Below are 15,636 nucleotides of genomic sequence, written 5' to 3' on the forward strand. Positions count from 1 at the left end.
TATTTATATTAGACCTGCTCCATTTTAAAAACCGAGCAGGTCTTAGAATATCTAATTTTAAAATCTCACTTTCGTGAGTGATAGTAAATTTAATAATTAACCCCGAGTTAACGAGCGTTATTATTAAATGGTTGCAAAAGCAGCTTTTAAATCTGCTTTTAAATCTTCAATATCTTCAAGACCAATAGATAAACGCACTAAATCGCTAGACACTCCTGCAGCTTCTTGCGCTGTTTCATCTAATTGTTGATGCGTTGTACTTGCTGGGTGAATAATTAAAGATTTTGTATCTCCAATATTAGCAAGTAAAGAAAATAATTTGGTGTTATCTGCAATTTTCTTAGCCGCTTCAAAACCACCTTTATGTCCAAAAGTCACTAAACCACTTTGTCCTTTAGGTAAATATTTATCAGCTAAAGTTTTATATTTACTACTTTCTAAACCAGGATAGTTTACCCATGCAATATCATCTTGAGCCTCTAACCATTTAGCAATCTCTAATGCATTTGCGCTGTGTTGTTTTATTCTTACTGGTAAAGTCTCTAAACCTTGAATAATTTGGAAGGCGTTAAACGGACTTAAAGCACCACCAAAATCACGTAAACCTTCTAATATTAATTTAAACACATAAGAAGCCGCACCTAAAGTTTCGTAGTATTTTAATCCATGGTAACCTGCAGAAGGCTCCGTAAATTCAGGAAATTTTCCGTTAGCCCAATTAAAAGTTCCACCGTCAACAATAGCACCACCTAAAGATGTTCCTTGTCCGCCAATATATTTTGTTAAAGAATGGATCACGATATCTGCTCCGTGTTTTAGCGGATTTAATAATACCGGCGTAGCCACTGTATTATCTACAATAAAAGGAACTCCTGCCGCTTTAGAATGTACTGCAATAGCTTCTAAATCTAAAACATCTAATTTCGGGTTCCCTAAAGATTCTACAAAAAATGCTCTTGTATTATTTTGCACTGCTGCTTTAAAATTCTCTGGGTTAGAAGCATCTACAAACGTAGTTGTAATACCAAAACGAGGTAAAGTTACACTCAACAAATTGTAAGTACCACCATATAAACTACTAGACGCTACAATATGGTCGCCAGCTTTTAAAAGCGTTAATAACCCTGTAGAAATAGCCGCAGTTCCCGATGCGAAAACAACAGCTCCAACACCACCTTCTACAGCCGCTAAACGATCTTGTAAAATTTGATTGGTTGGGTTGTTTAAACGGGTATAAATAAAACCTAGTTCTTTTAATGAAAATAGGCTTGCTGCATGATCTGAATCGTTAAAAACATACGATGATGTCTGGTAAATTGGCACGGCTTGCGTTCCTCCGTTTGCTTTTACGTCGTGTCCTGCGTGTAATGCATTTGTTGATAATTTGTGATCGCTCATTTTTCTTATTTTTTTTAGTTAATTGGTTGCCGCTTTTTGCGATTAAATAAAAAGTCAAATTCACTTAAAAAAAGTGTACTTAATAGAAAAATGTTATAAGAAAAATTAAAATTGCAGAAAGCAATTCTTGTTAGTTATCTATCCAAACACCAATAAATGAATTGGTAATTTAAGTAGAATTTAGCACCTTCATTACTAAGTGTAAAGGGTTGCTAAGGCTTCAGCGGGTCTATCCCTCCACCTTTCTTGATAACATTTCAGTAAGTTTATTGAACTTTGTGAATGCAAATATTCAATTAATAAACGCTAATATCCAAATTTTTAACAGGAATTTTTAAAGATTTACCAATATCGCAATGTTTTGTTGTTTTAAGGCTTAGCTTCTTTGAAATATTGAATATTATGAGATTTGTCGGGTTTCCACCTTAAAATACACTTAATTTTTGATAAAATCAATAACTTCGTTTGGCGTGTTAGTATAGAAGGTTTTAATACAGTAATATTATAATTAAGTTAGACAAACATTTGATGAACATCATAGAATTCAATACATATTGGGAATTAAATTACCCTGAATCGAATCTGATTGGACACGAATTAAAAAGGTTATATCCTAATAGATGGTTACGGATTCATAGTTTACCTAAATCTAAACGATATGCGAAATCGGAAGATGAATATAAAATAATTCTAGGTAAACAGAACAAACTGATTTCTCAACTAATTGGAGAGAACACTGAAATAATAATTGTGACAGGTCAATATGAAATGGAATTGACTGACGAAATCTCAACCGAGTTATCTAGTTACGGAGAATTTCAAAAATGTAGAACAATTGAACTTCTTAAAATTTATCCAGAAGAATATGAAGACGATTTTTTCTATGATGTTTATTTCAGAACTGATATATGGAGAATTAATTCTCAAAACAGACTGTTGAAAAATATGCGGATGATGAATTCAGAGCAATGTTTGTCTGTCCGAAAAAAAACTGTATTGTAGCGCCATATGATGGTGGAATGGACATAATAGTTGGCTCTCAAGAAAAAAGATATAAATTAAAAATTAAATATAAAGATTGGCTTTCTGAAAGAGAAGATGGAATGTAGCTCAATTAAACAACTTGCTACAACACCTTACAAAAATACGCTTAGTTTAGTCCTTAGTTAGAAGAGCTCTACTCTTTCGCTTAAATTCCGGCATCCATTCAATAAACTTTAGTTTTTCAACATTGTATATTAATAATTTAATACAGATTACTTAATCAAGCAATCTGTATTAAATCGCTCAAAATTAGGCTTTCAATTCCCATTTTACAGACTTTACCCAATCTGATAAACTTTGCGGAGTTACCCCCAATAGTTCTTGTGTTCCTTTATAATCTTTAGCAATCATTTGCTCTCTATTATTTTTAACATACCTGTAAAGATTAGATATTTCTCTTCCTGCAATTTCTCCAAAAGCTGGCGAAAGTTTCTCTTCAAATTCATCTGGAGTTACTGAAACATAATGAAGTTCTTTTCCTGTTTCTATTGAAATGGCAGCTGCTATTTCTTCTCCGGAAAATAAATTTCCGCCAATAGGTAAAACACGACCAGATAATTCTGGTTTTTCAATTGCAGACGCGACATATTTACCTAAATCCAAATGACTAATCCAAGGCACTTTACTTCCTGATGCTACTGGATAAGGAACAATATTATTATTTAAAATTACGGGAATTGACCATGGTGCAGAAATATTATCAATATAAATATCAGGCACTAATGTTGTTACATTTAGTCCAGATGCATCTAATAGTTTTTTAATCTGTGCTTTTATATCAAGAGCTAAAAACCCTTCACTTTTTTCTTGCAAATCAAACCCTACATTAAATACAACGTGCGCTACCTTTTGTGCTTTTGCTGCTTTAATAAAATTTGAAGTATACGCTTTTGCTAAATTTAAATCAAATAATAAAGGAAAAGTATAAACGGCTGCATCAACACCCGTTAACGCTTTATTTAAAGCCTCTTCACTTTCCAAGCCTCCTTTCACAACATTTATGCTTGGCATAACCACATTGCCTTCCGAACGTTTTAATGTAACTATATCATGCCCTTTTATTATTAATTCTTGTGCTATATTACTTCCCTGAAAACCAGCTGCTCCTAATACAAATACTTTCATTTCTATTATTTTTAAATATTAATTATAATACAAAAGTAGTATATTACCCTACTTTTCACAAGTACCTACCAAATAGTAGGGTGCTAACCAAAAAGTATGTAAAACTGATAACCAGAAACTTAATGAAAATAAAAAATATAGTAAAAGACGAAATCTGCCCTGTAAGTACAGCACTAAGTATCATTGGAGGAAAATGGAGATTACAAATAATTTTTCAAATAGGTATGGAAAAAAGAAGGTTTGGAGAACTAAAAAGACTCATTCCTACAATTAGTGAAAAAATGCTTATTCAGGAACTAAAAAACTTGACTCAAGCAGGTATTTTAAATAGAAAAGCTTACAAAGAAATCCCTCCTAAAGTAGAATATTCATTGACTTTGGAAGGACAAAAAATTCTACCTATAATCGATCAAATTCAAGATTTTGGTACTGAATTGATAGAAAAAAGAAACAATGAAAACTCATAAATACATTTAGCGATTGTCTTCAATTTAAAGCCTATGCATATCTACATAACTCGCTAAACATAAATTTTTGATGTTTAGATAAGCAACAATGAATAAAAATTTCATGTGGTTTTTGATAAAATATAATAACTTCATTTTGCGAGTTAGTATAAAAGGTTTTAAGACAGTAATGTTATAAACAATATGAAAAATAAAATGATCAAAAACCTTATCGCTTTACTTATAATTCCAATCTTTATAAATCAACAATTAGTTGCACAACAATATACTTTAGATACAATTGTTAAAGATTTTAATAACGACAAAGTAATTGATACTCTAATCAACTACTATTCATCTGGGAGTTCTTGCAGCGGACGAACTGTTTCAATTATTAATGGCAAAACAAAAGAGAAATTTGAATTAAATAATAATGGTTGTTTTTCTACTTTCACGAAGAGAATCAGAATACCTAAAAACTTAACATTAAAGTCGAATAAGTTTTTTTTAGATACTATAACAGAAAAATTACTACCAGTAAAAAGAGATAGTATGGATGCTTCTCTAAAATGGTTAATAAGTGCAGAATTAAATTTAAAACAATTAGATTCTCATGCTCTCTTTAACATTATAGCCAAACCTAAAACGAATTGGCAACCTAGTATAAATATTCCAAAATCATACTATGTTAATATTTACGGAGATACCTTGCAAAAATTAGAACCTCTAAATAAAGGGAACTCTATCACTAAAAAAGGGCAAGGGTTTTTAGTCTATTATACTGGAGGTCATAACATAAAAACATTAGACAATTTAGTTCCTGTTGCACAAAATAAGGATTATGATATTTACAAGACAGACCACGCTGTTTTTGTAAAAAAAGGAAATAGTTATAGATGGGTATTTATATCAGATGCTAATGTAACAGGATCACCAGAAAAACATCGTTGGGTTTCCATAAACCAAATTAAATTAATAGATCATTATTTAATAATTCATCAAGATACAGCTCCCGATAATATTTATAATATTCAAATTATAAATATAGAAACTCAAAAAGTAGCCCGTTTAGCTTTCAGCTCATCACATAATAATTGGACTGATGAAGACGGTATGGATACTTTTAAAATAACAGATAACCTTTTAGAATTCACACAATACGATGACCCAAAATTAATAAAAATACCATTAAATAAAATATTTGACACTCTGGATGAATTGAAATAAATAAAAAAACTTAAAAGAAGATTAGGCCTACAGGTTTTTAATAAATTACAACAAGTCAGTTATTCTTAAATTAGCAACTACCTGAACCACTAACAAAAGATGAAATATTTAATAACACTAATATTAGTCATAATAATTTTGACTTATGGACAAGTAGCGGAAACTGAATTCCCTCTTGCTTTAAATATTACCTTAGTAATATTAATTCTATTGACACCTGTTCTGTGGGAATATTCTTTTTTTAGTAAGAGTTATGAAGCTGATTTTAAAATGAGAAGTCAGCGAAAAACAATCGGAATATTTGACATTATTAACGCCATAGCTTTGTCTGTAATATTAGTTTTTGAAAATCAGGATTATAAAAGTATAATATTTCTGATTATAGTATCTTGGATTTTCCCAATAGCGGATTTTATTCTGTGGTTTATTTATAGAAAGAAAAAACCATTTACAGTTTTCATTAAAGAAAATGAACTGATTTTAAACAGACGCTGGAATCCAAAAAGAAATCTAACTGAACTCACTCAAATTAAATTTGATAGATTTAGTAAAAATTTAAAACTTGATTTCAAATCAAAATCGGAAATATCAATAAAACTAACGGAATATAAAACTGACGATATTCAAAAGCTATTAGAAATTCTAATTGAGAAATCGGAAAATGAAGTTTTTATCCCGAATAATTACGAACCGAAAATAAAAAACAGATGCTAACGTAGCCTAGAAAAAAGACTTAGATTAATAATAGACTTGCACATTTTACTAGACTCAAGTTTTAGCGAAAAAAAAAAACCAAAAATGAAATTAATATTATTCTATTTGTCTCTTTGTTTTTCAATAAGTTGTTCTTACGGACAAGAAAAACATAAAGATGTTCCAATTGGAATTGGATTTTTAGAAACAAACAAATCCTACCCTATTCCTTTTTACAAAAATGAAAAGGATAGCATTCCTTTTGACATATTAAAATTTAACGTTAAAAAAAATGGAACTATAAAGTTTATAACCAAATTGGAACTGAAACCATATATGATTTCAGAAGGAGACACATTTAAAGAAGGAAAAAGGAATATAGATAATGGATTGGTACATTTCGGGCCCGAATTAAAGTTTAGAGTAATAGATTCTACTAAAACCCATTTTAAAGTTGTTACAAACGAAAGTTATAACGAAGAATATTATATAAAGATTGAACCTCAAAAGACTTATTACGCAACACTAAGCGAAGTATTTAAAAATAGTTGCGCGAACTGCCCAAACTCTAATCAAAATAATGACTGGAACGTTTTTGAAACATGGGAGAGGTATTTGAAAAGAGTTGAATACATATCAAAAAGAGAATTGAAAATTTATGACAAACCAAATGGAAAGATAATTTTTGAGGTTAACAATAATGATTTCCTACCTTTTTATGTGGAAGAAACAAAAGGAGACTGGATAAAACTAAAGAAAGATTTTGGTAGGCAATATAATTTTGATGATTCGAAAAACTATAATGGTTGGACACAATGGAAAAATGGCAATAAAATCTTGATTGAAATTACTGAAGAAACATATTTTTAAAAACATCACCCAAAGCAGATGAAACTCAGAAAAGTAAATATTCAAGATCTTGAAACTTTAAATAAAGATAGGCAAACAAACTTTTATTGAAAAATTTATGCTTCAGTAAATAACGAAGAAGACATGTCTGAATATTTAGATAAAAACTTTTCTAACGAGGCAATTAAGGCTGAACTGAATAATAAAAACGCACTAGAAATAGAACGTATATAAGTATTGAAAGAATTTCACGAAAAAAAAGTAGGACAAGCTCTTTTCGAAAAAGCAATTAAATTAGCCAAAGAGAAAAGCGTAGAATTTATTTGGTTATCCGTTATGAATTTGTGCCATTTGATAAACACATTTTCAGTCGGGAATGATGAACAGTTGGATATTATGATGAAATTTTGAATAAATAAAACCAGCGCCTAACAACACTCTACAAAAGAATAAAATGAAAAATACTATAATTACACTTTTACTTTTATGCCCTATATTTTTATGGGCTGATGCATGGGATAATTTAACCTTGCAACAAGCTGAACAAGTCTGTGAATTTTTAAATACAGATCCATATATTTTAGATTATTGCGATTGTTGTGACTATGAAGGCGAATACGCCACAAAAATCTACTTAATGAAAGTGAAATCTACAGAAATTATTAGTTGCGACTGGAACTCGGAATACTATAGCGTAAGAGCAGATGTTGATGTTTTGGCTGAAATTCCATATATAAAAGAGGGACCCGACATTAATTATGCTCACCGATACAAATCGAAAGAAGAGCTAGTAATAACCATGAATTATACATGGGCATATAACGAACAAAAGAAAAAGGTTGCACCTATATACACAATTATCCCCTACAATATCTACGGAGAAACTAACCCAAATTCGGGTTCTTGCAAAGCGTTTACAAACTTCCCTAATCCAAAACAGATAAAGAATAGAAAATATAAAAAGTGGTATAATAAAAAATTTCAAATCTAAGAAACGCGATTACCCTACTTAACAAAACTAACCATAAACGAACACCCTTAAACCTAGCAATAACTCGCGTTAGGGATTGAACGGCATGTTTGAAATCCTGTTTGTTTTTCCTTTAAAAAAACAAATAGATTGAGTAGTGAAAGCCCGACCCTTTTCGGGTAACGCCCATATTTTAGTTGGCTACTTCGCTAATAAATTTTATACGGTATAATCTAAGTTCTTCATCGTCGTAATCGCCATCAAATTCTTCAATAGCATCAGAGATACTATCGGTGCTAGACTCCATGAAATAATCGTGAATTTCTTCTTGTTGATCTTCATCGAGAATATCGTCTACCCAGTACGTAATATTTAATTTGGTACCAGAATACACAATGGCTTCCATTTCTTTAATAAAATCGCTCATAGACATCCCTTTCGACGATGCAATATCGTCTAGCGGAAGTTTACGGTCTACGTTTTGAATAATGTATAGCTTGTTTGCGGAGTTGCTTCCGGTAGATTTTACAACCAAATCATCGGGACGCGTAATATCATTATCTGCTACGTATTGCTCTATAAGCGCCACGAAATCTTTACCGTATTTTTTAGCTTTTCCGTCGCCAACACCGTGCACATTACCAAGCTCGGTAATAGTTACTGGGTATTTAAGCGCCATATCTTCTAGCGATGGATCTTGAAAAACCACAAATGGCGGTACACCTAGTTTTTTGGCATTCTTTTTACGTAAATCTTTAAGCATACGCATTAAAGTAGCATCGGCAACAGCATCTGCGCCTTTTGCTGCTGTAACTACAGAGCCATCTTCTTGTGCACCATCAAAAATATGATCTTCCGTCATCATGAAAGATTCTGGATTTGCTATAAAATCACGACCTCCGTCTTTTAATTTTATAACACCATAGGTTTCGATATCTTTTTTAAGAAATCCGGATACTAATACTTGGCGTAAAAGTGCCATCCAATATTTATTATCTCGTGCTTTCCCTTTTCCAAAAAAATCTTGCTCGTTGGTTTTATGAGAATTTATAAGTGCGTTTTCCTTACCTATAATAACGTTTACTAAATCTTTAGATTTGTACTTCTCATTGGTTTTAGAAATGGTGTCTAATAGAATTTTAACTTCGTCTTTGGCTTCCACTTTCTTTTTTGGATGCCTAACGTTGTCGTCCATATCGCCACCTTCTCCAGTTTCGGTATCAAATTCCTCACCAAAATAATGGAGAATAAATTTACGTCGGGAAATAGAAGTTTCTGCGAAAGCAACAACTTCTTGCAGTAAGGCATGCCCTATTTCTTGTTCGGCCACTGGCTTACCAGACATGAATTTTTCTAATTTCTCTATATCTTTATACGCATAGTAAGCTAAGCAGTGCCCCTCGCCACCATCGCGACCTGCACGACCGGTTTCTTGATAATAACTTTCTATACTTTTTGGAATGTCATGATGGATTACAAAGCGTACATCGGGTTTGTCGATTCCCATACCAAAGGCTATGGTTGCAACAATAACATCACAATCTTCCATTAAGAATTTATCTTGATGGCTCGATCTCGTTTTTGCATCTAAACCTGCATGGTAAGGCAACGCGTTTACACCGTTTACTTGTAAAACTTGCGCCAACTCTTCTACCCGCTTACGACTTAAACAATAGATAATCCCCGATTTACCATCGTTTTGCTTTACAAAGCGAATAATATCGGCATCTACATTTTTAGTTTTTGAGCGTACTTCGTAATATAAATTGGGTCTATTAAAAGAAGCCTTAAATGTTGTTGCTCCCGAAATACCCAAGTTTTTAATAATATCTTCTTGTACTTTAGGTGTTGCCGTTGCGGTTAACCCAATGATTGGAATATTGTCACCTATACGCCCGATAATATGTCTTAAATTTCTATATTCTGGTCTAAAATCGTGTCCCCATTCACTAATACAGTGCGCCTCATCGACGGCCATGAATGATATTTTTACAGTACGCAAAAACTCAACATTTTCCTCTTTTGTTAACGACTCCGGAGCCACATAAAGTAATTTGGTTACCCCATTTACAATATCTTCCTTTACCCGCTTAACTTCGGTTTTGTTTAGAGATGAATTTAATACATGTGCAACGCCTTCTTCATTCGAAATCCCTCGAATAGCATCAACTTGATTTTTCATTAAAGCAATTAGTGGCGATACCACAATTGCTGTACCTTCTTGCATTAACGCAGGCAGCTGGTAACATAGCGATTTACCACCACCTGTAGGCATGATCACGAATGTGTGATTGCCCGAAATAATACTTGTTACTACATCTTCTTGCAGTCCTTTGAATTGATTGAATCCAAAATATTTTTTTAAGGCACTGTGTATTTCTTTTTTAACTGTCAACATGAATTGTATAAATTATTTCTTACTTGTTAATTGTAAACACACAAAGCCTATTAATTGCTTTCAATTTCATTGCGTATTTAGAGAGTCTCAATCTTTTTTTCGTTAGTTTTGCAACGAAAAAACAAGTTAAAATAAAATTAATTTGGTTATCAAGTTTAAAGATAATAAAATCTTTAATGCTTCAACTATAAAAAATAATAAATTTTGAGTACAGAAAATTCTATTATTGAAACTGCTAAGCAAACAATTGAAATGGAAAGTAAAGCCATTTTAAACTTATCGAGCTTAGTAACAGAAGATTTTGCAGCTGCTGTAAATCTTATCTATAACTCTAAAGGTCGCGTTATTATTACAGGTATTGGCAAAAGTGCTATTATTGGTAATAAAATAGTAGCTACTTTAAACTCTACGGGAACGCCTGCTATTTTTATGCATGCTGCCGATGCCATACATGGCGATTTGGGTTTAATTTTAAACGACGATGTAGTGATCTGTTTATCGAAAAGCGGTAACACTCCAGAAATAAAAGTTATAATTCCGTTGATAAAACGAGCAAACAATAAAATGATTGCCATTACCGGAAATACAAATTCATTTTTAGCGCAACATGCTGATTATGTTTTAAATGCTTACGTAGAGAAAGAGGCTTGCCCAAACAATTTAGCACCAACAACAAGCACAACTGCACAGTTAGTAATTGGCGATGCACTTGCCGTTTGTTTGTTAAATTTACGTGGTTTTTCGAGTACAGATTTTGCTAAATACCACCCTGGTGGCGCACTAGGCAAAAAACTATATTTAAGAGTTGAAGATATCTCTTCTACCAACGAAAAACCTGCAGTTAAGGGCGACGCGAGTATTAAAGAAGTAATTGTAGAAATTACTGCAAAAATGCTAGGTGTAACTGCCGTGGTAGAAAACAACCAAATTATAGGTATAATTACCGATGGTGATTTGCGTAGAATGCTTACCAAAGTAGACGATTTTTCTAAACTTACTGCTAAAGATATTATGGGTGCCAACCCCAAACGTATTCAGGCAAACGCCATGGCTATTGAGGCTTTAGAAATTATGGAAGCCAACGATATTTCGCAACTTTTAGTTGAGCACGAAGGCAAATATGCAGGTGTTGTGCACTTACACGATTTAATAAAAGAAGGTATTATATAATGGCAAAAAAGGATATTAATGAGATGTCTTTTTTAGACCATCTCGAAGATTTACGCTGGCACTTAATTAGAATTTGCTCGGCCGTAATGATTGTGGCCACGTTAGCATATATTTTTAGTCGTTTTATTTTCGACGAAATTATTTTTGCGCCACTACACATGGATTTCCCAACGTACGATTTCCTATGTAAAGCGGCTCAATTTCTTGATGTTACCACCACGTTTTGTGCCGACAAAATTCCGTTAATTTTACAAAACCGAACCATGGCAGGGCAATTTTCTGCCGATATCTGGACGGCTATTTTAGGCGGTTTCATTATCTCGTTTCCTTACGTAATTTACCAATTATGGAGTTTTATTAGTCCGGGTTTACATAAGGAAGAACGTAAGCATTCGCGTGGTTTTATTATTATTTGCTCACTCCTATTCTTTATAGGTGTACTTTTTGGTTACTATATTATTACGCCATTATCTATTAATTTTTTGGCAAACTATAGCATATCATCTATGGTAGATAACCAAATAGATATTAGCTCTTATATTGCCTTAGTTCGTGCTTCAGCATTAGCTTCGGGATTAATTTTCGAGTTACCAATCATTATTTATTTTCTAACAAAAATAGGTTTGGTTACTCCAGAATTCTTAAAAACTTATCGAAAATACGCTATGGTAATTGTATTAATTTTATCTGCAATTATTACGCCACCAGATATTGCCAGTCAAGTTATTGTGGCAATTCCTATTATAATTTTGTACCAAGTAAGTATCACTATTTCTAAAATAGTGATTAGAAATCAAAAACGAAAAGAGAAAAAAAATGTCAGAGTCAGTTAAAGAATTCAACGATTACCGTTCTAAAATGAACGATAAAATTTTAGGTGATAACAATAAAATTATAAAACGTATTTTTAATTTAGATACTAACGCTTTCGCGGAAGGAGCTCTAGATGTAAAAACTAAAGAGTTACTTGGTTTGGTAGCTTCTACTGTTTTACGCTGCGACGATTGTGTAAAATACCACTTAGAAACCAGTTATAAAATTGGACTAAAAAAAGAAGAAGTTGTAGAAGCTTTAGGTATTGCAACCTTAGTAGGCGGAACTATTGTAATTCCACATTTACGTCGTGCTTATGAGTTTTGGGATGCTTTGGAAGAAGATAGCAAAACCCAATAAAAACATAAAAAACCAACAACTGTTAAAGAAGTGTATATGATTTCACTATTTTTAACGTTCATTATAAAGATATGATTTTAAAAGCCGAAAATTTAATGAAGTCCTATAGCGGACGAAAAGTTGTAAAAGATATTTCTCTTGAAGTTAATCAAGGTGAAATTGTTGGACTTTTAGGCCCTAATGGTGCCGGAAAAACAACATCTTTTTACATGATTGTTGGTTTAGTAAAACCTAACGGTGGCCATATCTTTCTTGATAACAAAGAGATTACCAATTACCCAATGTACAAGCGTGCACAAAACGGTATTGGCTACTTGGCGCAAGAAGCTTCGGTATTTAGAAAACTAAGTATTGAAGATAATATTTTAAGTGTATTACAACTTACCAAATTAAGCAAGAAAGAACAAGTCCATAAAATGGAATCGCTTATTGATGAGTTTGGTTTAGGACATATTAGAAAATCTCGTGGCGATTTATTGTCTGGTGGTGAGCGTCGTAGAACAGAAATTGCTCGTGCCCTTGCAACCGACCCTAGTTTTATTTTACTCGATGAACCTTTTGCAGGTGTAGATCCTGTGGCTGTAGAAGATATTCAGCGTATTGTAGCACAACTTACTAAAAAGAATATTGGTATCTTAATTACCGATCATAACGTGCAAGAAACACTAGCCATTACCGATAGAACATACTTAATGTTTGAAGGTAGTATTTTAAAAGCTGGTGAACCAGAAGAACTTGCTAGTGATGAAATGGTGCGTAAAGTATATTTAGGTCAGAACTTTGAGTTGCGTAGAAAAAAGATTAGAGAGTAAAAACCTCACACACTATAAAAAAGCCGTTAGTAATAAATTTATTACTAACGGCTTTTATTATTTCTAGTTATTCTTAAAGGAATCGAAAAGCCAAACACTTCTCCAAAGTTATAAACAACATAGTAAATTAATTATCCTTTTCTTCTTTCTAACAATACCATCATCATTAAACCCAAAAGAATACGGTATTCATCGTCATTATCAATTTCTTGTAATTTAGAAACACTAAACTTTCTTCCAAAAAACGATCCTTCTTTTTTAAGCTTAACCACAGCTTTATTATTCAAATCGATTACACTATAACTCGGATTGAAAAAATATCCTGTAAACATCCCTAGAATTGGTATTTCACCAAACATAGAATCGAATACTTTTACCCAAGCATTATCTTCACGAATATGATATTGTAATTTTTGATTTTGATCAATAAGTTCATATTGCGCTTTCCAAATAGATCTCCATCCCTTTCTTGCAATTTTACCAAGCTCATTACCTTCTTTATCTTTAAAACTGTAGGCCGCAGAAAAATCGATCCATCTATCTGCTTGTATTCTATAATTTACTTCAGTCTTGTTTTCATTATTATAGATAAGAATATCTTCTTTAAGCTTAAACATTTTTTGCCTAACGTAGGCAACGGTAGCTCCAGAAGCATCGGTTGCAACGAAATCGTTAGCAAAAGTTGAAATGTTAAACTTAAAATTTAATGGAAATGAAATATTTTGCATATCGGTAAACTATTTATTTTTAGCAGCTTGTTCTTTTAATAATTTCTTTTGGTAACGCCCTTGCACCACATCTACAATAACTAAAACCGCTAATACAAAATAGAACGTTGTTTTACTCATTGGCACAATATTTTCACCAAATATATTGATATGCGCTAAGTGACCACCTTCGGTAACTAGCATAATACCTACTATAAAAAGAATGAATAAACCAAGTACTTCATACATTCTATTTTTAGCCAAGAATGAAGAAATTTTATCGGCTAACACCAACATTAATAATCCACTTGCAACAATAGCAATAGCCATAATTATAAACGCTGCAGTTGTATTTTCTAAATGACTAGTAAGCCCAATTGCAGCCAGAATAGAATCGAAAGAGAATACTAAATTCATAATTACAATACTCGTAATTACGGCATTAGCAGACTTTAAACGCTTGCCATCACCACCTTCTACATTATGCTCTAAATCATGATTAGAAATCATGTGCCAAATTTCCTTAATAGCTGTGTAAATTATAAATCCGCCACCGACTAAAACAATAATACTATGCCCATTGAAGGCAAAATGGAGAATATCACCAATACCACCTGTTAAGAATGAAAACGGTTCTTTAAAAAATCCGATAATAGAAACTAAAACAAATAGAAGTACTATTCTTAAAACAATAGCGATTAAAATACCAACCTTACGCACTCGTTTTTGCTCGCTTTCCGGAGCTTTTTTACTTTCTAATGAAATGTATAATAAGTTATCGAATCCTAAAACAGCTTGTAAAAGAACTAGCATTAATAGCGTGAAAATGTTTTCTAACATTGGTAAATTATTTGGAGTTTAAATTATCTATAACAGATAAAAATATATAAAGAATTATTATTAAAGGTATGGCTGCAAACTGTAAAACAATTAAAAGTATAACGCACAAAATTAGAAAAATATAGCGCATTACATTATCCTTAAAACCATAATTTTTAAATTTTAAGGCGAATAATTTTATATTGGCATTTAATATGTAGCAACTAAGTAGCGTAAGGCCTATTAAAAACCATTTATTCAAAATAATAGAATTTATAAGATCACTATTTTGAAATTCAATAATAAGAGGTAACGATAGTATTAAAAGAGCATTTGCAGGTGTTGGCAAGCCTTTAAAGTAGGTTTGTTGATCTTCATCAATATTAAATTTTGCTAATCGATATGCCGATCCTAAAGTGACCAACAATCCCATTAGTGGCAAAATTTGCAATTCAGTACCAATCCAACTAGAATGCTCTTGCCAATGCGAAGCTTCAGAATAATCTACAAAATCGCCAGTAGCTAACATTAATAGTTTGTACATTATAATTCCAGGAACCAAACCACTGGTTACCATATCTGCCAGAGAATCTAACTGTAATCCTAATGGGCTAGATACATTTAGTTTTCTTGCTGCAAGACCATCAAAGAAATCGAAAAATATGCCTAAAAACACAAATAACGCTGCTGCAACAAAATCATCATTTACCGCCAAAATAACAGCAATACATCCGCTTAACAAATTTAAAAGCGTAATAGCATTAGGTATGTGTTTCTTCATATTTAGTCTTTTAAGTTTGTAAAA

At 32.2% G+C, this 15,636-nt stretch carries 15 protein-coding genes, 1 pseudogene and 1 riboswitch; of the genes and pseudogenes, 10 read left to right on the forward strand and 6 right to left on the reverse strand.

What is annotated here, in order from left to right; translation table 11 throughout:
* Positions 1-123: 123 nt before the first annotated feature.
* The gene (locus V6246_RS07195; protein ID WP_341559787.1) at positions 124-1,398 is read right to left on the reverse strand and encodes an O-acetylhomoserine aminocarboxypropyltransferase/cysteine synthase family protein; all 1,275 of its coding nucleotides are present in this window, start codon (positions 1,396-1,398) and stop codon (positions 124-126) included.
* 131 nt (positions 1,399-1,529) lie between these two features.
* Positions 1,530-1,654, reverse strand: a riboswitch (SAM riboswitch).
* Between the two features lie 272 nt (positions 1,655-1,926).
* Between V6246_RS07195 and V6246_RS07200 the strand changes: the two are divergent.
* A pseudogene (locus V6246_RS07200) lies at positions 1,927-2,507 on the forward strand (DUF3885 domain-containing protein).
* Positions 2,508-2,691: 184 nt separating this feature from the next.
* Here the strand turns inward: V6246_RS07200 and V6246_RS07205 are convergent.
* Entirely contained in the window at positions 2,692-3,567 is an 876-nt protein-coding gene (locus V6246_RS07205; protein ID WP_341559789.1) for an SDR family oxidoreductase, read from the reverse strand.
* Positions 3,568-3,689: 122 nt separating this feature from the next.
* Between V6246_RS07205 and V6246_RS07210 the strand changes: the two genes are divergently transcribed.
* The 5 genes from V6246_RS07210 to V6246_RS07230 all read left to right on the forward strand — a co-directional run bounded on the left by V6246_RS07210 (position 3,690) and on the right by V6246_RS07230 (position 7,773).
* Positions 3,690-4,034 carry a winged helix-turn-helix transcriptional regulator gene (locus tag V6246_RS07210; RefSeq protein ID WP_341559790.1) on the forward strand — a complete coding sequence of 115 codons (345 nt, stop codon included), beginning with the start codon at positions 3,690-3,692 and terminating at the stop codon, positions 4,032-4,034.
* Between the two features lie 183 nt (positions 4,035-4,217).
* Complete coding sequence (locus V6246_RS07215) at positions 4,218-5,240, forward strand: hypothetical protein (protein ID WP_341559791.1); 1,023 nt, start codon at positions 4,218-4,220, stop codon at positions 5,238-5,240.
* Between the two features lie 99 nt (positions 5,241-5,339).
* Entirely contained in the window at positions 5,340-5,954 is a 615-nt protein-coding gene (locus V6246_RS07220; RefSeq protein WP_341559792.1) for a hypothetical protein, read from the forward strand.
* 84 nt (positions 5,955-6,038) lie between these two features.
* On the forward strand, positions 6,039-6,803 hold the full coding sequence (locus V6246_RS07225) for a hypothetical protein (RefSeq protein ID WP_341559793.1): 765 nt from the start codon (positions 6,039-6,041) through the stop codon (positions 6,801-6,803).
* Between the two features lie 433 nt (positions 6,804-7,236).
* On the forward strand, positions 7,237-7,773 hold the full coding sequence (locus V6246_RS07230) for a hypothetical protein (RefSeq protein WP_341559794.1): 537 nt from the start codon (positions 7,237-7,239) through the stop codon (positions 7,771-7,773).
* Positions 7,774-7,945: 172 nt separating this feature from the next.
* Here V6246_RS07230 and V6246_RS07235 read toward each other — a convergent pair whose 3' ends face one another.
* Positions 7,946-10,150 carry a RecQ family ATP-dependent DNA helicase gene (locus V6246_RS07235; RefSeq protein ID WP_341559795.1) on the reverse strand — a complete coding sequence of 735 codons (2,205 nt, stop codon included), beginning with the start codon at positions 10,148-10,150 and terminating at the stop codon, positions 7,946-7,948.
* A gap of 204 nt (positions 10,151-10,354) precedes the next feature.
* Here V6246_RS07235 and V6246_RS07240 point away from each other — a divergent pair, with 204 nt between their 5' ends.
* From V6246_RS07240 to lptB, 4 genes are all read left to right on the forward strand, one after another.
* Positions 10,355-11,320: a KpsF/GutQ family sugar-phosphate isomerase gene (locus V6246_RS07240; RefSeq protein WP_341559796.1), complete on the forward strand. Its 966-nt coding sequence runs from the start codon at positions 10,355-10,357 to the stop codon at positions 11,318-11,320.
* On the forward strand, positions 11,320-12,153 hold the full coding sequence (tatC, locus tag V6246_RS07245; protein WP_042503198.1) for a twin-arginine translocase subunit TatC: 834 nt from the start codon (positions 11,320-11,322) through the stop codon (positions 12,151-12,153). Before V6246_RS07240 ends, tatC begins: the two co-directional genes overlap by 1 nt.
* Positions 12,137-12,493: a carboxymuconolactone decarboxylase family protein gene (locus V6246_RS07250; RefSeq protein WP_074938235.1), complete on the forward strand. Its 357-nt coding sequence runs from the start codon at positions 12,137-12,139 to the stop codon at positions 12,491-12,493. The genes tatC and V6246_RS07250 overlap by 17 nt, the downstream gene beginning before the upstream one ends.
* Positions 12,494-12,564: 71 nt before the next feature.
* Entirely contained in the window at positions 12,565-13,305 is a 741-nt protein-coding gene (lptB, locus tag V6246_RS07255) for an LPS export ABC transporter ATP-binding protein (RefSeq protein WP_042503199.1), read from the forward strand.
* Between the two features lie 131 nt (positions 13,306-13,436).
* Here lptB and V6246_RS07260 read toward each other — a convergent pair whose 3' ends face one another.
* From V6246_RS07260 to V6246_RS07270, 3 genes are read right to left on the reverse strand one after another with little or no spacing between them, the layout of a single operon-like run.
* Positions 13,437-14,033 (reverse strand): hypothetical protein, encoded by a 597-nt coding sequence (locus tag V6246_RS07260; RefSeq protein ID WP_162857662.1) that lies wholly within the window; start codon positions 14,031-14,033, stop codon positions 13,437-13,439.
* A gap of 9 nt (positions 14,034-14,042) precedes the next feature.
* Positions 14,043-14,852 (reverse strand): TerC family protein, encoded by an 810-nt coding sequence (locus V6246_RS07265; RefSeq protein WP_074938237.1) that lies wholly within the window; start codon positions 14,850-14,852, stop codon positions 14,043-14,045.
* A 7-nt stretch (positions 14,853-14,859) separates the two neighbouring features.
* Positions 14,860-15,612 carry a CDP-alcohol phosphatidyltransferase family protein gene (locus V6246_RS07270; protein WP_341559797.1) on the reverse strand — a complete coding sequence of 251 codons (753 nt, stop codon included), beginning with the start codon at positions 15,610-15,612 and terminating at the stop codon, positions 14,860-14,862.
* Positions 15,613-15,636: the final 24 nt, after the last annotated feature.

The sequence above is a fragment of the Algibacter sp. TI.3.09 genome (assembly GCF_038154905.1).
GTDB lineage: Bacteria > Bacteroidota > Bacteroidia > Flavobacteriales > Flavobacteriaceae > Algibacter.